We start from the raw sequence: 18,186 nt of genomic DNA, 5'->3' as shown, positions 1-18,186 counted from the left end.
TTTCTTAAAAGACATCATTGAGGCTGTAAAATCGGAAGAGCTAGATGATGATTTCTGTTTGTATGCTAAGGAAAATGGAGAACTGAATTTTCAGGACAGCTACTTGCTTCCTTGTTGGTAAAGTTTTTGTCCTTTAGGGCAAAAATCATGGCTATTGTTATCATTGAAGCAAACCAAAAGGCGGGAATGAGAATAGGAGAAAGCATTTCACGAAGGGCTGGTGCAATAGCGCTGAGTAGCCGACTAAGGAGAATTCCTGTTAAGGGAGTTGTTAGGGCAAACCAGCGCGGGTAAGCCGTTTTCTTACTCAAAACGAGGATAACAATAAATAGGAGAAGTACAGCCATAAGTACGAAATAAATAAGCAGAAAGTTATTTTTCACTATTGAAAAGCTTTCTAGTAATTTTGCAATATCGGCAGAGGGATTATGGGCATACAGCCGCGAAGTGGCGGCAAAATAGAAATAGCTGGTGTGGAGGAAAACACAGACAGTCATGAGAATCCAAGCTCCTACTATTCCTAGCCATTTTTGTCTCAGCCCGATAGAGAGGATATAGACGCCCATTCCTAAAAGCGGGAAAAGAAGTAAGGCATAGCCTGCAAAATCAACTTTCCAAGCTGCTAAATCAGGCATGTGCTGCCAAAATCCCTTTCCAAAACCGTCAGAGATAGCAATCAATATATCTGCAACATAAATCAGCCAGCTTCCTAAAATAGACCAGGGAGCCCAGCGACGGATCGTTTTTTGAGTCATAAGCGCCTCCTTTAGACTTGTGTTGCTAACATTTTACCAAAGGTTTGTTACGGAAGCAAGTCTCGAAATGCCTAGAGGCTATAAAATGGTGTCTGCTTTCTATGTAAGGGGATGATGACTTTATGGATTTTGAATAGAGATAATTCATCAAGAGTTTTTTAGAGGCGGCTTTCTTTATTGGCTTTGATAAAGATACGGACTAGTATAGAAATTTTTATAATGAGAAAGACAGGAGAAATGATGACCCCAAAAGAAATGTGGCAGGCCTACAAGAAAATCAATCCAGCGATTGGCGACGAAATTGACGCTTGGGTCTTCGGTGTTCAAGCAGACCAACTGGCTGACTTAGTGCTTCGTGGTGAAAAGACAGCGACTGCTTCGGCCTATGAGCTCTATAAGCTTGAAAATGAGCCCTTGCCGCAGGCAGGAAGTTTTGATGTCATTTTAGACAGTCAAGATAGGGCAGTCTGTATCATTGAAATCACCAAAGTCTCTGTGCTGCCTTTTAATGAGGTTTCAGCCGAACACGCCTTTAAGGAAGGAGAAGGAGACAAATCCTTGGCCTACTGGCAGCAAGTCCATCAGGAATTTTTCACGGAGTGTCTGGCGGAAGCCGGTTTGGAATTTTCCCAAGAAACGGGTGTCGTCCTAGAAGAATTTCGCAAGGTCTATCCGCTGGATCAAGCTTAAGTCTATTTTTGAATAGGCTTTTTGTTTGCCCTTGATAAATCGAAGCAGAAATGTTACTATTAGGTATATAAAGAAATCGTGATATGGAGGAGAAATGGACAAATTAATTTTAGGCTTACTCATGATAAAGTATTTTACAGTTTATGAAATTCGTCAGGTGATGCGGCAAAATTTCAGCTCTATGTGCAGCGACAGTCTAGGAAGTATCCAAGCAGCCTTAAAAAAACTGTCCCAGCAAGGGGCGGTGACTTATTCGGAGTATGTAGAAAAAGGAAAAATGAAGAAGGAATATGCCATTACCGCTTCGGGACGAATCTTGTTTTTGGAGTGGCTTAAAACGCCTATCGACATGAGCAAGAACAAGAATATGGACTTGGGGAAATTCCTTTTTATGGGTTATATTCCTAAGAAAGAGCAGCTTCACATGCTGGATTTGACCATTGAGGGGCTGGAAGTTGAAGTCCAAGAGTTTGAAGCTGTCAAAGACGCGATTCGTTATACAGAGGAGCAGGAAAAGGTAAAAGCCTATCTAGAGCAGAACAGCCACCTGGCTACAGAGCTTATAGAGACCAGTCAGGCGGCTGATTTAGCTGAAAGTATTTCCCAGATTGGCTATTTTGAGATGAAGACGCTGGAATTTGGGCTGGATTCGGCTCGCTTTCAGTTGAACTGGTTTAGCAAGCTTCGCCAGCAGTTGGCTGAAAATGAGAAAGAGGGCTGAGATACTAAGTATTCAAAAAGCAGCGGATACATGCCTTGTTGATACATTTGGCAATGACATTGAGAGTTTGAAAAACCAATTAGCATTTCTCCTCTACAGTCTTTCAAAGACCGTTTCTGAAAAAGATTGAAAATAGGTCTAAAAAAGCTTATAATATAAGCTATAAAATGACAGAAGGCTTCTAGGAGGATTGATTTTGAAGAAGGTTCATTTTTTTATCATTTACGGCTGTGTCTGCTTTGTACTGATTGGCGGAACCTTTCTCTATACTTACTTTAAACCTGGAGGCATAGCGGAAGCAATCGAGTCCCGCTTTAAGCTGTCTGCTGTAGTGGATGCATCCTTGAAAAAATTCGATCATGATAGTTTCTACATGGATCGACTGTCTGAGTCGACCTATCTAGAAGGCTACAAAAAAAGAAAAGCTGAGACCGTTAAACAGCTGACTGTTTCAGATTCACCTTATTTAGCCAAGCTTTACGAAACCTATGATGATCAAGAACTGACCCATTATTTCAGCGAAGATCGGATGTACTTGGAAGAAAAAGACGGCTTTGAGACCATTGATGACACCGACTCCCGGAAACATATAAATGGTTATTCGGGCATGTCCTCCTTTAAGGCTTTGCTGAAGGTCATGGTAGATAATGAGTCAGAACTGACTAAGAAAAAAGTGGAAGGCGGCTATGAGTTTTCAGTGACAGCAGAAGGTGATTTGGCCTATGACCTTATCGATGCCTTCTACTATGCTTATAATGATGAGCATTATGATACGACTATCGATATAGAGAAGTGTAAGGTTGCCTTTGTGGTTGACCCTAAGACACGGACCATCCGCTCTATTGATATGACTATGGATTTGGACGAAGATACAGCTTTAGATGGAGAATTGATTTACTTCAAGCAGCGTGCTGTCTTCAAGGACTATGGCAAGGCTAAAGTTCATCTTCCAAAGAAAATCAAAGAAAAAGAAGCAAAATCAGCTGTTTAAAGGCTGATTTTTTTGTGCGAAAGGCTTTTATTGTAGCATTTTCTCTGGTATCTTGATTTTAATTTTTAAAAATTACCTTTTAGTGATATAATAAAGGTGATATCCTACAGAAAAGAGATAATTGATGACAAATTACGCGATTATTTTGGCTGCGGGTAAGGGTACTCGCATGAAGTCAGATTTACCAAAGGTTCTGCACAAGGTTGCAGGGATTTCCATGCTGGAACATGTTTTCCGTAGTGTTAGTGCCATTGACCCAGAGAAAACCGTGACAGTTGTTGGCCACAAGGCAGAGCTGGTCGAGCAAGTCTTGGCAGGTCAGACTGAGTTCGTCCGTCAGACCGAGCAGCTGGGAACTGGCCATGCGGTGATGATGGCAGAGCCTGTTTTGGAAAATCTGACAGGTCAGACGCTGGTTATTGCTGGCGATACTCCCCTAATTACAGGAGAAAGCCTGAAAAATCTGATTGACTTCCATATCAACCACAAGAATGTTGCGACCATTCTGACAGCAGAAGCAGATAATCCTTTCGGCTACGGCCGTATCGTTCGCAATCAGCACGACGAAGTTTTGAAAATTGTTGAGCAGAAAGACGCTTCTGACTTTGAGCAGCAAATCAAGGAAATCAATACGGGGACTTATGTCTTTGACAATGCCCGTCTCTTTGAAGCCCTCAAAAACATCAATACCAATAATGCACAAGGCGAATACTATATCACAGATGTGATTGGTATTTTCCGCGAGAATGGTGAAAAAGTCGGTGCTTATACGCTGAAAGACTTTGATGAGAGTCTGGGAGTTAATGACCGCGTGGCTTTGGCTACAGCTGAGAGTGTTATGCGCCGCCGAATTAACCAGCAGCATATGGTCAATGGTGTCAGCTTTGTCAATCCTCATGCGACCTATATCGATGTGGATGTAGAAATCGCGCCAGAGGTTCAAGTTGAAGCGAATGTGACTCTGAAAGGTCAGACTAAGATTGGGGCAGAGACTATCCTGACCAATGGTACCTACATCGTAGACTCTGTCATTGGAGAGCGGACCGTTATCACCAACTCCATGATTGAGGAGTCTAGTGTAGCAGATGGAGTAACAGTTGGACCTTACGCTCACATTCGTCCAGGTTCTAGTCTGGCCAAGGATGTCCATGTCGGAAACTTTGTAGAAGTTAAAGGATCGTCAATTGGCGAAAATACCAAGGCTGGTCATTTGACCTACATTGGCAACTCTGAGGTGGGAGCCAATGTCAACTTTGGTGCAGGCACCATTACGGTTAATTACGATGGTCAGAAGAAGTACAAGACTATCATTGGCGACAATGTCTTTGTTGGTTCTAACTCGACTATTATTGCTCCAGTTGAGCTAGGTGACAACTCACTGGTCGGTGCGGGTTCTACCATTACGAAGGACGTACCAGCAGATGCCATTGCTCTGGGACGTGGCCGTCAGATTAACAAGGAAGATTACGCTAAGCGTCTTCCTCATCATCCTCAAAATAAGTAGGTTCAGTCATGGAATTTGAAGAAAAAACCGTCCAACGGACGGAAATTTATCAGGGACCGATTTTTAAAGTGGTTCAGGACCAGGTAGAGCTGCCAGAGGGTAAGGGGCAAGCTCAACGGGATTTGATTTTTCATAATGGTGCGGTGGCTGTGATTGCTATTACACCGGAAAACAAGATGATTCTAGTCAAGCAGTACCGCAAGGCGATTGAAGCGACTTCTTACGAGATTCCAGCTGGCAAGCTTGAGCTAGGAGAGAATGCAAATCCCCAAGCGGCTGCCCTCCGAGAATTAGAAGAAGAGACCGGCTACACAGGACAGTTGGAGTTGGTCTATGATTTCTACTCTGCCATCGGTTTTTGCAATGAGAAAATCAAGCTCTACAGCGCCAGTCATTTGACAAAGGTCGAAAACCCTCGTCCCCAAGACGAGGATGAAACATTGGAACTTTTTGAAGTCAGTCTGGAGGAGGCACATCAGTTGCTGCAAAACGGTGATATCTGTGATGCCAAGACCATCATGGCCCTTCAGTACTGGGAACAAAAAAATCTGAATAAATAGGAACGTAGATCAATGGGAAAAGCTTTATTAACAGATGAAATCATTGAGCGGGCTAACCGCGGTGAGGATATTTCGGGGCCGCCTCTCATGGATGACGAGGAAACCAAGATTCTTTCAACTGGCAGAAGCTCCTTTAGCTCGCAGCAGTCCAGCCGACAGGATACTCAGTTTGGTTATCAAAGCCCTCAAAACCGCTTTGGTTATGAAGAAGCTCGGTCTCAGCAGAATCAGAGTCGTTTTGGTTATCAGACTGCTCAAAACCAAGAGGAGTTTACGGATGAGACTCTGCACATTGAGGTAGATCCGACCGTGACTAAGAGCCGTCGGATTGAAAATCAGAAGCGAAGCCTCTTTCAAGCCAAACTCAATAAGATTCTCCTTTGGGTAGTTATCCTGCTGATTGGTTTGATTGCTGCTATTATTTGGTGGCCTTAAAAAACTGCTCTATTGCACTTAAAATGAAGCCTAGTCTGTCTAAGCTTCTTTTTCATCAGATGATTTGAGGTATTATATGAAAATTGGAATTATCGCAGCCATGCCTGAGGAGTTGAAGATTCTGCTGGAGCATTTAGAAAACCCGCAGAAGCACCTGCGTTTGGGCCATGTCTATCATACGGGCTCTATTGGCTACCATGAAGTGGTGTTGGTCGAAAGCGGGATTGGCAAGGTTATGTCCGCTATGAGTGTGGCTGTTTTGGTCAATGACTTCAAGGTTACAGCCGTGATTAATACAGGCTCAGCTGGAGCAGTGGCAGAAGGTTTGGCTATCGGCGATGTGGTGGTCGCAGATCGTCTGGTCTACCATGATGTGGACGTGACGGCCTTTGGCTATGACTACGGTCAGATGGCGCGGCAGCCGCTTTATTTTGAAGCGAGCCGCTATCTGGTTGCTGAAATGAAGAAAATTTTGGAAAAGACCCATCAAAAGGCCAGAGTAGGTTTGGTTGCGACAGGTGACAGCTTTGTTGCTGGTCAAGACAAGATTGACCGCATCAAGGAGCATTTTCCAGATGTCCTGGCTGTTGAGATGGAAGGCGCAGCTATTGCTCAAGCTACACATTCGATCGGTCTGCCTTTTATGGTTATTCGAGCCATCAGCGACACAGCTAGCCATGATGCAAATGTCACTTTTGATGAATTTATTCTTGAAGCTGGTAAACGCTCGGCAGAAACCCTGATTCAATTTCTGAAAGAGTTGGTTTAAAGGGGGAGATAGTATGTACAAAGAGTCTTATTTTGATGGTGGTCTCTTTTCTTACATCGGTCATGTGATTTTAGCTACCTTGATTACAGTATTTACGCTGGGAATTTGTGCACCTTGGGGCATGTGCATTCTATATAATTGGAAGATAAAACATACAGTTATTGACGGGCACCGTCTTTACTTTGACGGTACTGCTATGCAGCTTTTTGGAAATTGGATCAAGTGGTGGTTCCTGACCATTGTTACTTTTGGTATTTATGGCTTTTGGCTGAAAATCAAACTGACCCAGTGGATTACCAAGCATACGCATCATGCGAATTGAGAATAAGCAAGCGAGACTTAAGTGGCTCGCTTTTCCTTTTCTTCTGTCTTGCCAAAAAATCCCTTTTGATGGTATAATCAAGGAACTGCAATCAATGATAGAGGAGAAAAAATGAGTATCTTAGAAGTAAAAAATCTCAGCCACGGTTTCGGAGACCGGGCTATTTTTGAGGATGTATCCTTCCGTCTGCTCAAGGGTGAGCATATCGGCCTGGTCGGTGCCAATGGTGAGGGAAAGTCAACCTTTATGAGCATTGTGACTGGTAAAATGCTGCCAGACGAAGGTAAGGTCGAGTGGTCCAAATATGTGACGGCTGGCTATCTGGATCAGCATGCTGTTTTGGAGCAAGGCCAGTCTGTCCGCGATGTTTTGCGCACGGCCTTTGACGAGCTTTTCAAGACAGAGGCTCGTATCAATGAAATCTATATGAGCATGGCTGAGGAAGGAGCCGATGTTGATGCCCTGATGGAAGAAGTGGGGGAGCTGCAGGACCGCTTGGAGAGCCGAGATTTCTATACGCTAGATGCCAAGATTGATGAGGTTGCACGGGCACTAGGTGTGATGGACTACGGTATGGAGAGTGATGTGACGGAGCTATCTGGTGGGCAGCGGACTAAGGTTCTCTTAGCTAAGCTGCTTCTTGAAAAACCGGATATCCTGCTCTTGGACGAGCCAACCAACTATCTGGATGCGGAACATATTGACTGGCTCAAGCGTTACCTTCAGAACTATGAAAATGCCTTTGTTCTGATCTCGCATGATATTCCTTTCCTGAATGACGTCATCAATATCGTCTACCATGTGGAAAATCAGCACTTGACTCGTTATTCTGGCGACTACTATCAGTTCCAGGAAGTCTATGAGATGAAAAAATCTCAGCTGGAAGCAGCTTATGAGCGCCAGCAGAAAGAAATTGCGGACCTTAAGGACTTTGTGGCTCGCAATAAAGCCCGTGTGGCGACCCGTAATATGGCTATGTCCCGCCAGAAAAAGCTGGACAAGATGGATATTATTGAGCTGCAGAGTGAGAAGCCAAAGCCTACCTTTGATTTCAAGCCTGCCCTCACACCTGGCCGCTTTATCTTCCAAGCCAAGGATTTGCAGATTGGTTACGACCGACCGCTGACCCAGCCTCTTAATCTGACCTTTGAGCGCAATCAGAAGGTGGCTATCATCGGGGCAAATGGGATTGGAAAAACAACCCTGCTCAAGAGTTTGCTGGGGATTATCCCGCCTATTGCCGGTCAAGTCGAGCGTGGGGACTATCTGGAGCTGGGCTATTTCGAGCAGGAAGTCGAAGGCGGCAATCGTCAGACACCGCTGGAAGCAGTCTGGAACGCCTTTCCGGCGCTTAATCAGGCAGAAGTCCGAGCAGCTCTGGCCAGATGTGGTCTGACTTCCAAGCACATCGAGAGCCAGATCCAGGTTCTTTCAGGTGGAGAGCAGGCCAAGGTCCGCCTTTGCCTCCTCATGAACCGAGAAAATAATGTTCTGGTGCTGGACGAGCCGACCAACCACCTGGATGTCGATGCCAAGGAAGAGCTCAAACGAGCTCTGAAAGAATACAAGGGCAGCATTCTCATGGTCTGCCATGAGCCTGATTTCTATGAAGGCTGGATGGATCAAATCTGGGATTTTAATCAGTTGACTTGATAAAATTTAATAAAGGAAAAGAGACGGTTCATTGAGAATCGTCTCTTTCTGTTGCTAATAATTCAAAAACTGCTCGATTTCCTGCTTCTCAATCTGTTTGCCATGCTGGCAGACAGGGCAGGTGAGGTAATGTTTTCTACCGTAAGGAAAGGTAGGAATCCAATAGAGTGTAAACTACCAACATAAAAGATGCTCAAATTTATTTGTACACCTTGACAAATATGTAAAGAACTGCTAGTATATCCTTAAGCAGTTTTTTTGAAGATTAAACGGAAATTATTATGAAACACTTTATGAAAAAATACATTGAGTCATTTCTCCTTGGTTTGACTTTTATTTTTGTGCTCTTTTCTTCAACCGTCTATGCTGTTACAGAGCTTAGAGAAAGTACCAATCTATCAACTCTTGACATCTATCAGTTTACCTTGACCCAAGATAATATGGAAATCTTGAGTCAGAATAGCTCGGTCGAAAGAGATTATATCCCAGCTGATGGAGGATGGAAAGAAAGCACAATCTTCTCGCTAAGAGTGGATAAAAATCAAAGTAAACAGACCTTTGATAACCCCATTAAATTGCGCTTTAACAATGCAGGGATAGTCAATGGCAAGGTCGTTGATGTTTATGTGACCTTTCACAGTATCGATGCTCATCTGGTTCAGAGAAATGCAGATTACCAGGATCCAAACAAGACGCTTGTTCCCTTTCTGACAGTGGATGAAAACTGGGGAAGCAAATCCATCCAGATTATGGACTATATTTGGCCACCGCATCCGACTCTTACTCATGATATGCATGGAAGCTTTGCTCTGGATACGGATGTTACTGCAGAATTGAGATATCAGGACGGAACGCCCACAGATCTAAAAATGGTCATGTTGCCCTCCGATATTGATGTGGTCTACAATGCACTCGGTCGAGAAGAAAACTTTTCAATCTATGATAAAGATACGGCACTAAATAAAATCGTAAAAAACACTTCCTATGCCCTTAATGAAACTCTAGCGGGCAATAAAACGACATGGCACCCTACAAGGAGTACGCAGGGAGGCAGTGACGAACACAATGTTTCAGGATTTGCGGTTCGTTCTGAAACCAATGCCATTCGATTTGATTTTACAACAACGGCAGTCAGCGGCGGTTTGTTTGGCTTTTATACAGAGACGCCAAAGGCACCAGAGAAACAGGTTTAAAAAGATAAGATCCCTGCACTTGCCGGAGAGTCTCTAAATTATACGGCCAAATTTACTATACCGACCCCTGGTAAGGATGTCATTGGCTCTCTATCTTCAATGCAGATGATTGAGACTTTGGACGATCGTTTAGATTTTCAGAGTTTGGCCCTTCAATTGGAAGGTCGGACGTTGACCCAAGGTACTGACTATACACTAGCCAGAGATGGGCAAAAGGTGATTGTAGAAATCCATGCCAAGCACCTGACTAGTAGTAATGCTGGAAAAGAATTTACGATCGTATACAAGACAAAAACCAACGATAACATTTTACAAAATAGGGCACCTATTGAAAATAAGGTCATACAAGAAATTGATAATATTCCTGTTTCATCAGAAATCGTTACAACTAATGTTCTCTACAAAAAAAGTTACCAATTTGAAAGTGGAACGCAGGATAAATCTCTTCCTCAAGAAGTTTTTGAATCTGCTACCGCAAGATCAACATGACCTAGAAAATGGTTCGACGGTTACACCGGATTCTCCAAAAGGGAATAAAAGACTAGTCAGTACTTCAGAAGGAAATTGGGTTTTCAAAAACTATAATAAAGAATCTGACACTATTCAAAATCAAGATGTACTTTTCACTGGAATATGGAATTTTCAAGAATACGAAAAGCCAAGAAAAGAAGTCTTCAATAAAAATAATGAAAATATTGATAACCAAGAAGTCAAGGCCAATGACGTTCTAATCTATAAAATTATCTACAAGAATACCAGCGATAGGGAGTTGGATGTCACCATTACAGATGAACTACCTGAACATATGGACTATGTCAATGGTTCAACTGTATATGATGACTTTGCTAATAGGAGATTAACTTGGAGAAGAAGGCTGGCACCAGAGGAGACAGTAGAAGTGTCCTTTAAAGTCCGAGTGGATCAGGATGTAGATGGGCACATTCTTCAAAGCTCAGCTAGGGTATCAACTGACCTCTTCTCTTTAGAAACAAATAGGACCAGTAATCCAACGGCATTAAAAAAGTATGTCCTTCCAGAAACAGGCGGGAATGGAACTCTCTTATACCTCTTGGGTGGCTCTATCGTCACAGTGGGATCAGCGATTTGGCTGATTGTCCGAAATAAACTATATAGGAAATTTCAATAAAGAAAAAGATAGGAAATCACGAAAGTTTTGAAGAGGAATGGGATACCTCGAAGACCAAGCTTGAGTGAAGATAAAATTAGGAGATTATGATGAAAAAGATAAAACAGCTGGTCATGGCGGTCTTGGCCTTTGTCTTGACCTTTGCCGACTTACCGGTCGTATCCGCAGACACGACCTATACCATTCAGCTGACTGGGACATCAACGGGCCATACTTACGAAGCTCACCCGATTTTTCTGGGAGACCTCGATCCAGCCACCAATACTCTTACCAATATCAGATGGGCTCCGGGGATTTGGGATTCTGGTAAAAGTAGATTTGGAGATGCGGCCGACAAAGCAGCCTCTTTAAGTGGCAAAGGGGATGATTCGCAAGAAGCAAGAGAGTTTGCTCAGGAAATTTCCAAGTACCTATCCGGCGGTGGACGAAAAACAGTATCGGGACAAAATGGAACAACGACTATTTCTGGTTTGGCTCCAGGCTACTATTTGATTAAGGAAATAAATAATAGCTTATACAAAAAAATGAAGCATACACTCGCTTTATGCTACAGGTGGCAAGAGATACGACAGTAGCAATTAAGTCTGATGTTCCTAGTCTAACTAAGGTAACCAAGTCAAGTACGACGGGAGAGGAAACGACTATAACGGATTACTCCATCGGTGATATGGTTCCATTCCAGCTGACGGCGACACTACCAAGAAACTTGGATGATTATTCTGAGTATGAGCTATCTTTTAATGATAGTTTAATGCCAGGTTTGACTTATAATAACGATGCGCAAGTTTATCTAAAACGTGGTGATGAAGAAAGCTTGATAACCGACCATTTTAATATTTCCATAGAATCGTCCCGTAATCTAACCATAGCTGCTAGTAATTTGAGGCAGGTACCAAATATAGATGCTTCTAGTAAGATTGTGGTTCGTTACACTGCTCAACTGAATCAATACGCAACAACACATACCAGTGCCAATACTAACATGAATGTGGCTAGTCTGAGCTTTTCGAACAACCCCAATACGGCTTTGGCAAAATCAATCGGAACAACCCCCCAAAGTAAAGTTCAGATCCATACCTATCAACTCAATGTCTATAAGGTGAATGAAAGCAGGGGAGCTCTTGTAGGAGCAGAATTTACTCTTTATAAAAAAGTAAACGACCAGTATATAAAGGTTGGAACTACACAAGAATACAAAAGAAGTAATTTTTCAGGCTTTAAAGGACTGGGGTCTGGAGATTATAAGCTAGTAGAAACGATTACTCCAAAAGGCTACAACACTATGAAGGATATTGAGTTTAGCCTACGAGCGACTTATGATCCAACATTGCCAACTACTTGGACTGCTATTCAAGCAACCTCAGACAGAGCAACTTTTACTTATGAATTGACAAATGGAATTTTTACTACGAAAATTGTCAATAAAAAAGGTGCCCTCTTACCAAATACAGGTGGAATCGGAACGACCATTCTTTACTTAGTAGGTACAGGATTTGTGCTAGGTGCGGGAGTTTTGTGGATAGTAAAGAAAAGAGTAAATAAAAAATAGGATTAAAGTAGGAAGTACTGAACGGGAGATCAGTCTCTTCCTCAATTAGGGAGATTATGATGAAAAAGATAAAACAGCTGGTCATGACGGTCTTGGTCTTTGTCCTGACTTTTTCCGGCCTACCGGTCGTATCAGCAGACACGACTTATACTATTCGTCTGACTGGGACAGTTCCAGGGCATACTTATGAAGTCTATCAGATATTTTCCGGCGACATAAGTAACGACAATACCCTTAGTAATATTGGATGGGGGACTGGGATTCAGGTTGATAAAGCTCAGAGTGAACTTGGTGATGCCGGTGCAAAAGCGCAAACCATCAGTGGCAAGAGCAATGACTCTGCAGAAGCAAAAGCCTTTGCTCAAGAGTTATATCCTTATTTGAGTTCTAGTCCAACAAAAACAGTGGCAAGTGAGGAAGGTACAACAACCATTTCTGACTTGGCACCTGGATACTACTTAATTAAAGATCAGGATTCGTCCTTAGAATATATATATAGTCAAGGCTATACTCGCTTTATTTTACAAGTTTCAAAGGATACAAACATAGCCATTAAATCAGGTGCACCAACTTTGACAAAAAAAGTCAAAGTGAGAGATTCTGATAATTACTCCGTAGCGACTGACTACGCGATTGGAGATACAGTCTACTTTGAATTAACTGCAACTCTTCCAAGAAACTATGAAGACTTCTCGGTATATGAATTTCTTTTTTTTGATTTACTTCCAAAAGGGTTGACCTATAATAATGATGCTGAGATTACCTTGGTAAATGATTGGGAAATCGTTGATATTACGGGTAGTTTTTTCAAGAGTATAACTTCAGATGAGCTTAGCTTTAGTAACCGGAATTTAAAGAGCATGAATGATGTTTTTGATTCAAGTAAGATTATTCTGCGTTATAGTGCGACAGTGAATGATAGTGCAGAAACAGGTTCGACGGGAAATATCAATACCGGACATGTTATTTATACAGCCAATCCGAATGTAACCGATGGTAGTAATAGAAGTATTACACCTGGGGATCAAGCTAAAGTCTACACCTACCAGCTGACAGTAAATAAGGTCAAAGAAAACCAAGAAGCTCTAGCTGGTGCAGGATTTACTCTTTATAAGAAGGTTAATAACCAATACACTGAGATTAAGAAGTTTGAAGCTGGATCAGACAGCACCTTTGAATTCAAGGGAATTGATGCTGGGGACTACAAGTTAGTTGAAAGTTCGACACCAGCAGGCTACAATACCATGAAGGATATTGAATTTACGGTTACTTCAACGATTGACTCCACAGGAGCTTTGACAAATCTGACAGCCACTTCGACATCCGCCAACTTTGAGTCTAACGTCAATACTGGTGTTATCACCCTGAAAGTGGTCAATAAGCAAGGTGCCCTTCTGCCAAACACAGGTGGAATCGGAACGACCATTCTTTACCTAGTCGGCACAAGTCTTGTACTCGGAGCAGGCCTGCTTTATGTAGTCAAAAAACGTGTTTCAACAAAATAAGAAGGGCTGGAGGTAGGATTCCAGTTCCTTCCTCAATTAGGAGATTATGATGAAAAAAATAAAACAACTATTGATGACCATCTTGGTTTTTATCCTGGCCTTCGCCGGGCTTCCTGTCGTATCGGCTGATACAACGACTTACACCATCCAACTAAATGGAACGACTGCAGGTCACACTTATGATATCTATCAGATTTTTTCAGGGACTTTAGATGCTAGTAACACCTTAACCAATATCGAGTGGGGCTCAGGAATTGAAAAAGGTAGCATTGAATTTTACATGGGACAGGCGAGTGAGAAGGCAGCTAGTCTCAGTGGTAAAAGTAATGATTCTGAAGAAGCAAAGGCTTTTGCTAAAGAACTTATCCCACGTTTAAAATCTGAACCAACTAAGACCGTCACCAGTGAAGCGGGAACAACAATAATCTCAGGTCTAGAACCTGGCTACTACTTGATCAAAGATAGAGAAAATTCTTTGAGTAATAAACACGGAGAAAGTTATACAAGCTTAATTTTACAAGTTGCCAAAAACATAAATATCACTATCAAATCAAGCGTCCCTACTCTTACAAAAAAAGTCAAGTCAAGTAAGTCCAACACCTATTCTTCTGCAGCGGAATATACCATTGGTGACAAGGTATATTTTGAACTTGTAGCAACTCTTCCAAGTAACTATGCTGATTACTCAGATTACACGCTTATATTTAGTAACTTTATGTCAAGAGCAATGACCTATAATCATGACGCTCAAGTTTTGCTTCAAAATGGTTCGGAAGTGACTGATATTACAAACGAATTCTATAAGAGTATGTTTTATCCAAATGCACAGGAAAACAATCTGGAAGTTGGAAAATATGATATAAAAAGCATTCCGAACATTTCCGCCTCAAGTAAGTTTATTTTACGCTATAGTGTTACTTTAGGTGAAGAAGCTATTTTTGGCTCTAATGGAAATACCAACAGAGCAACAGTGGTGTATTCCAATCATCCGTATAGTACAGAGGGCCTTAGAAGCCAAACACCGTGGGCTGTCACAAAAGTCTACACCTACCAGCTGAAAGTAAATAAGGTAAAAGAAAATCAACAAGCTTTAGCTGGCGCAGGATTTACTCTTTATAAGAAGGTCAATAACCAATACACTGAAATCAAGAAGTTTGAAGCTGGCTCTGAGACCACTTTTGATTTTAAGGGGCTTGATTCTGGTGACTACAAGCTGGTTGAAAGTACAGTTCCTGCAGGATACAATGCTATGAAAGATATCGAGTTTACTATTTCAGGAACAATCGACTCCACAGGAGCCTTGACAAACCTGACAGCAACTTCAGCAAACGCGACATTTGAGACCGATGTCAATACGGGTATTATTACCCTGAAAGTGGTCAATAAGCAAGGTGCTCTTCTGCCAAACACAGGTGGCATCGGAACAACCATTCTTTACCTAGTCGGCACAAGTCTGGTTCTCGGAGCTGGAGTGCTCTTTGTAGTCAAAAAACGTGTTTAAACAAAATAAAAGGAGAACTAGAGGAAGTGATGAATGTTTCATTCATCTCCTTCCTCAAAGGAGATTATAATGAAAAAAGTAAAACAACTATTGATGACCATCTTGGTCTTTATCCTGACTTTTGCAGGGATACCGGTCGTATCGGCTGATACAACTTACACCATCCAGCTAAGTGGAACTTCAGAGGGACATCTATACGAAGTCTACCATATCTTTTCAGGGACTTTAGATGCTAGCAACACCTTGACCAATATCGAGTGGGGAGAAGGAGTTTCAGAATCAGGCAGAACTCATTTTGGAAATGCTTCTGAAAAAGCCGCTTCTTTAAGTGGTAAGCAAAATGACTCTGCGGAGGCCAAAGCCTTTGCCCAAGACTTGGATCAATATTTATCAGGTGGAGAAACCTTTCAATCCCAGCAAGGTACGACAACCATTTCAGGACTAAAACCTGGTTACTATCTTATAAAGGATAGGAGTGATACTTTAGAAAATAAAAAAGGTCATGCCTATACTAGCTTTATGTTGCAAGTAGCTAAGGATACAACTGTAGCTGTGAAAGCTGATGTTCCAACTCTTACAAAACAAGTTCAAGCTAATGGCTCTCAAAATTATACTGCAGCGACTGAATATAGAATCGGACAAAGCATTCCTTTCCAAATTACCGCAACTCTTCCAAGCAACTATGCAGATTTTCCGCTATATAAATTTACAATCAAGGATACGATTCCTGTTGGAATGACCTATAATAATGATGTTCGAGTTTATCTACAAGAAGGGGGAACGGAAAAAGACATTTCAACATTTTTCCCAATTTCCTATACAGGCAATGTCATTACGATAACTCCAGGTGATCTTAAATATGTTCAAGGAGTAAAAGTATCTAGTAAGATTGTCATTCGCTATACGGCAAGATTAAACGATGATGCTGTTATGGGTGCTCTAGGAAATCCTAATATAGCTAACCTGACCTATTCAAATAATCCAAATGGAAATAATTCTTCAACTGCTGAAACTCCTGATACCAAGGCAAATGTCTATACATACCAGCTTAAATTAAATAAGGTCAAAGAAAATCAACAAGCCTTAGCTGGTGCGGGTTTCACCCTTTATAAAAAAGTTGGTGGCCAATACACTGAGATTAAAAAGTTTGAAGCTGGTTCAGATAGCACCTTTGATTTTAAGGGGCTGGATTCGGGTGACTACAAGCTTGTAGAAAGTACAATTCCATCAGGCTACAATGCTATGAAGGATATTGAGTTTAACATTTCAGGAACGATTGACTCCACAGGAGATTTGACAAATCTGACAGCAACTTCAGCAACCGCAAGCTTTGAGACTGATGTCAATACTGGTATTATCACCCTGAAAGTGGTCAATAAGCAAGGTGCTCTTCTGCCAAATACAGGGGGAATTGGAACGACCATTCTTTACCTAGTCGGAACTAGCCTTGTACTTGGTGCTGGAGTTCTATTTATTATCAAGAAACGCGCAGACTCCAAGTAATCTTAGGGAGAAAGGAAGAGGTAGATGAAGTATACTATCTCTTTTCCTTTCTTGTGCGACTGAATAAATGTTATGAAAAAACACCTTATTAATTTTTTACTAATTTTATTTTTAGTCAGTGGGATAGGATTGTTGCTCTACCCTACTGTAAGTGAACTTTGGAACTCTTATCATCAGTCGCAAGCTATTTCAAACTATGAGAATAAAGTAGAAAAGCTTGACACGAGTAAAACAGATGAGATGAGAGCGGCTGCAGAATTCTATAACCAAACCCTTGAAAAAGGAGTTGTCCCTAACTATCGTCTTTCAGAGGAAGAAAAAAAGACTTACAATAGCCTATTAGATGTTACAGGGACTGGCATTATGGCTTATGTGGAAATTCCCACGCTAGGAACCAACCTTCCCATTTACCATGGGACGGATGATGCTATTTTGCAAGTAGCAATTGGACATATTCCAGGAAGTTCACTGCCGGTTGGTGGCCAAGGGACCCACTCAGTCATATCAGGCCACCGAGGTTTGCCTTCAGCTAAGCTGTTTACTGACATTGACAAATTAAAAAACGGCGATCGATTTATGATCCATGTCTTGGGAAAGACTATCACCTATCAAGTGGATCAGACCTTGACAGTTGAGCCTGATGATATTTCTTCCTTGAGCGTTGACCCAGAACAGGATTATTGCACACTAGTTACCTGTACCCCTTACGGAATAAATAGTCACCGCTTGTTGGTTAGAGGTCACCGAGTTCCGAATGAGGAGAAGATTTCCAAATCAAGCAAGAAGAAGACGAACGTGATTCCTTGGATTTATATAGCTATCATCCTTCTTGTGCTGATCTTTATTTTGATTCTCCTTTACAGCAAGAGAAAGAAAAAAAGAGCTGAGCTACGCCGTAAAACAGGTTTACGCTCAGCTGTTTATCGCAAACGGAACAAAAAGGGGTGTCATGCTAAATGATTTATGGAAATAGGAACAGTTATGTGAGAGTTAATGAAGAAGACAATTCCTTTTTTATCAAGGTAACGGTGCTTTATTCTTAAAAATCCTCACAGGATAAGACACTTAGTCTTGATATTTTACTCTTACAAAAAACGACTGGTACAAGATTTGTCTCAGTCGCTTTTTATTACTAATAATTCAAAAACTGCTCGATTTCCTGCTTTTCAATCTGTTTGCCATGCTGACAGACAGGGCAGATGAGGTAATGTTTTCTACCGTAAGGAAAGGTTGGAATCCAATAGAGTGTAAACTTTCGGCCGGTTTCAATAATTTCCCAAGGTGCGACGTTGTGGCAGTTGGCACACTCGATATTGCTTTGGGTCTGTCCTACGTTTTTCTGATAACCTTTATATCCCCAGATAATCATATTGATTTCCCTCCTTTAT

18 protein-coding genes and 2 pseudogenes are annotated in these 18,186 nt (G+C 41.8%); 17 read left to right on the top strand and 3 right to left on the bottom strand.

The window, feature by feature from the left end; all coding sequences use genetic code 11:
• Window positions 1-65 precede the first annotated feature (65 nt).
• Complete coding sequence (locus tag HMPREF9389_RS0111395) at window positions 66-755, bottom strand: DUF6796 family protein (RefSeq protein WP_032906640.1); 690 nt, start codon at window positions 753-755, stop codon at window positions 66-68.
• A gap of 240 nt (window positions 756-995) precedes the next feature.
• On the opposite strand from HMPREF9389_RS0111395, the gene HMPREF9389_RS00825 reads away from it, so the two are divergent.
• From HMPREF9389_RS00825 to HMPREF9389_RS00865, 9 genes are all read left to right on the top strand, one after another.
• Complete coding sequence (locus HMPREF9389_RS00825; RefSeq protein ID WP_032906638.1) at window positions 996-1,445, top strand: ASCH domain-containing protein; 450 nt, start codon at window positions 996-998, stop codon at window positions 1,443-1,445.
• A 94-nt stretch (window positions 1,446-1,539) separates the two neighbouring features.
• Complete coding sequence (locus HMPREF9389_RS00830; protein WP_002931214.1) at window positions 1,540-2,166, top strand: PadR family transcriptional regulator; 627 nt, start codon at window positions 1,540-1,542, stop codon at window positions 2,164-2,166.
• 196 nt (window positions 2,167-2,362) lie between these two features.
• Window positions 2,363-3,157 (top strand): hypothetical protein, encoded by a 795-nt coding sequence (locus HMPREF9389_RS00835; RefSeq protein WP_032906636.1) that lies wholly within the window; start codon window positions 2,363-2,365, stop codon window positions 3,155-3,157.
• 124 nt (window positions 3,158-3,281) lie between these two features.
• The gene (gene glmU, locus HMPREF9389_RS00840) at window positions 3,282-4,661 is read left to right on the top strand and encodes a bifunctional UDP-N-acetylglucosamine diphosphorylase/glucosamine-1-phosphate N-acetyltransferase GlmU (RefSeq protein ID WP_002905028.1); all 1,380 of its coding nucleotides are present in this window, start codon (window positions 3,282-3,284) and stop codon (window positions 4,659-4,661) included.
• Between the two features lie 8 nt (window positions 4,662-4,669).
• A complete protein-coding gene (locus HMPREF9389_RS00845) occupies window positions 4,670-5,221 on the top strand; it encodes an NUDIX hydrolase (RefSeq protein WP_002931195.1) in 552 nt (183 codons plus the stop codon).
• Between the two features lie 12 nt (window positions 5,222-5,233).
• Window positions 5,234-5,656, top strand: a complete 423-nt coding sequence (macP, locus tag HMPREF9389_RS00850) for a cell wall synthase accessory phosphoprotein MacP (protein ID WP_002905026.1) — start codon at window positions 5,234-5,236, stop codon at window positions 5,654-5,656.
• A 76-nt stretch (window positions 5,657-5,732) separates the two neighbouring features.
• The gene (locus HMPREF9389_RS00855) at window positions 5,733-6,425 is read left to right on the top strand and encodes a 5'-methylthioadenosine/adenosylhomocysteine nucleosidase (protein WP_002931194.1); all 693 of its coding nucleotides are present in this window, start codon (window positions 5,733-5,735) and stop codon (window positions 6,423-6,425) included.
• Between the two features lie 13 nt (window positions 6,426-6,438).
• A complete protein-coding gene (locus HMPREF9389_RS00860; RefSeq protein WP_002931193.1) occupies window positions 6,439-6,747 on the top strand; it encodes a DUF898 family protein in 309 nt (102 codons plus the stop codon).
• 111 nt (window positions 6,748-6,858) lie between these two features.
• Complete coding sequence (locus HMPREF9389_RS00865; RefSeq protein ID WP_002931189.1) at window positions 6,859-8,400, top strand: ABC-F family ATP-binding cassette domain-containing protein; 1,542 nt, start codon at window positions 6,859-6,861, stop codon at window positions 8,398-8,400.
• Between the two features lie 54 nt (window positions 8,401-8,454).
• On the opposite strand, the pseudogene HMPREF9389_RS11885 reads toward HMPREF9389_RS00865, so the two are convergent.
• Window positions 8,455-8,574, bottom strand: a pseudogene (locus HMPREF9389_RS11885) (zinc-ribbon domain-containing protein); the annotation flags it as partial.
• A gap of 119 nt (window positions 8,575-8,693) precedes the next feature.
• Here HMPREF9389_RS11885 and HMPREF9389_RS12280 point away from each other — a divergent pair.
• From HMPREF9389_RS12280 to HMPREF9389_RS00885, 8 genes and pseudogenes are all read left to right on the top strand, one after another.
• Window positions 8,694-9,593 (top strand): hypothetical protein, encoded by a 900-nt coding sequence (locus HMPREF9389_RS12280; RefSeq protein ID WP_235787859.1) that lies wholly within the window; start codon window positions 8,694-8,696, stop codon window positions 9,591-9,593.
• Window positions 9,594-9,602: 9 nt separating this feature from the next.
• Window positions 9,603-10,082 carry an isopeptide-forming domain-containing fimbrial protein gene (locus HMPREF9389_RS12275; protein ID WP_328262184.1) on the top strand — a complete coding sequence of 160 codons (480 nt, stop codon included), beginning with the start codon at window positions 9,603-9,605 and terminating at the stop codon, window positions 10,080-10,082.
• Complete coding sequence (locus HMPREF9389_RS12270) at window positions 10,054-10,740, top strand: SHIRT domain-containing protein (protein ID WP_002931179.1); 687 nt, start codon at window positions 10,054-10,056, stop codon at window positions 10,738-10,740. Before HMPREF9389_RS12275 ends, HMPREF9389_RS12270 begins: the two co-directional genes overlap by 29 nt.
• Window positions 10,741-10,829: 89 nt before the next feature.
• Window positions 10,830-12,289: pseudogene (locus HMPREF9389_RS0111385) on the top strand (isopeptide-forming domain-containing fimbrial protein).
• A 59-nt stretch (window positions 12,290-12,348) separates the two neighbouring features.
• Window positions 12,349-13,794, top strand: a complete 1,446-nt coding sequence (locus HMPREF9389_RS00870) for a SpaA isopeptide-forming pilin-related protein (protein WP_032906635.1) — start codon at window positions 12,349-12,351, stop codon at window positions 13,792-13,794.
• A 49-nt stretch (window positions 13,795-13,843) separates the two neighbouring features.
• Window positions 13,844-15,295, top strand: a complete 1,452-nt coding sequence (locus HMPREF9389_RS00875; RefSeq protein WP_032906633.1) for a SpaA isopeptide-forming pilin-related protein — start codon at window positions 13,844-13,846, stop codon at window positions 15,293-15,295.
• A 69-nt stretch (window positions 15,296-15,364) separates the two neighbouring features.
• Window positions 15,365-16,798 carry an isopeptide-forming domain-containing fimbrial protein gene (locus tag HMPREF9389_RS00880; RefSeq protein WP_002931168.1) on the top strand — a complete coding sequence of 478 codons (1,434 nt, stop codon included), beginning with the start codon at window positions 15,365-15,367 and terminating at the stop codon, window positions 16,796-16,798.
• 72 nt (window positions 16,799-16,870) lie between these two features.
• Window positions 16,871-17,758, top strand: a complete 888-nt coding sequence (locus HMPREF9389_RS00885; protein ID WP_002931167.1) for a class C sortase — start codon at window positions 16,871-16,873, stop codon at window positions 17,756-17,758.
• A 172-nt stretch (window positions 17,759-17,930) separates the two neighbouring features.
• Here HMPREF9389_RS00885 and HMPREF9389_RS00890 read toward each other — a convergent pair whose 3' ends face one another.
• The gene (locus tag HMPREF9389_RS00890) at window positions 17,931-18,167 is read right to left on the bottom strand and encodes a zinc-ribbon domain-containing protein (protein WP_002931166.1); all 237 of its coding nucleotides are present in this window, start codon (window positions 18,165-18,167) and stop codon (window positions 17,931-17,933) included.
• Between the last annotated feature and the right edge of the window lie 19 nt (window positions 18,168-18,186).

Source organism: Streptococcus sanguinis SK355, from assembly GCF_000212855.1.
Lineage (GTDB): Bacteria > Bacillota > Bacilli > Lactobacillales > Streptococcaceae > Streptococcus > Streptococcus sanguinis_A.
This window is presented reverse-complemented; position numbering and strand designations above follow the sequence as displayed.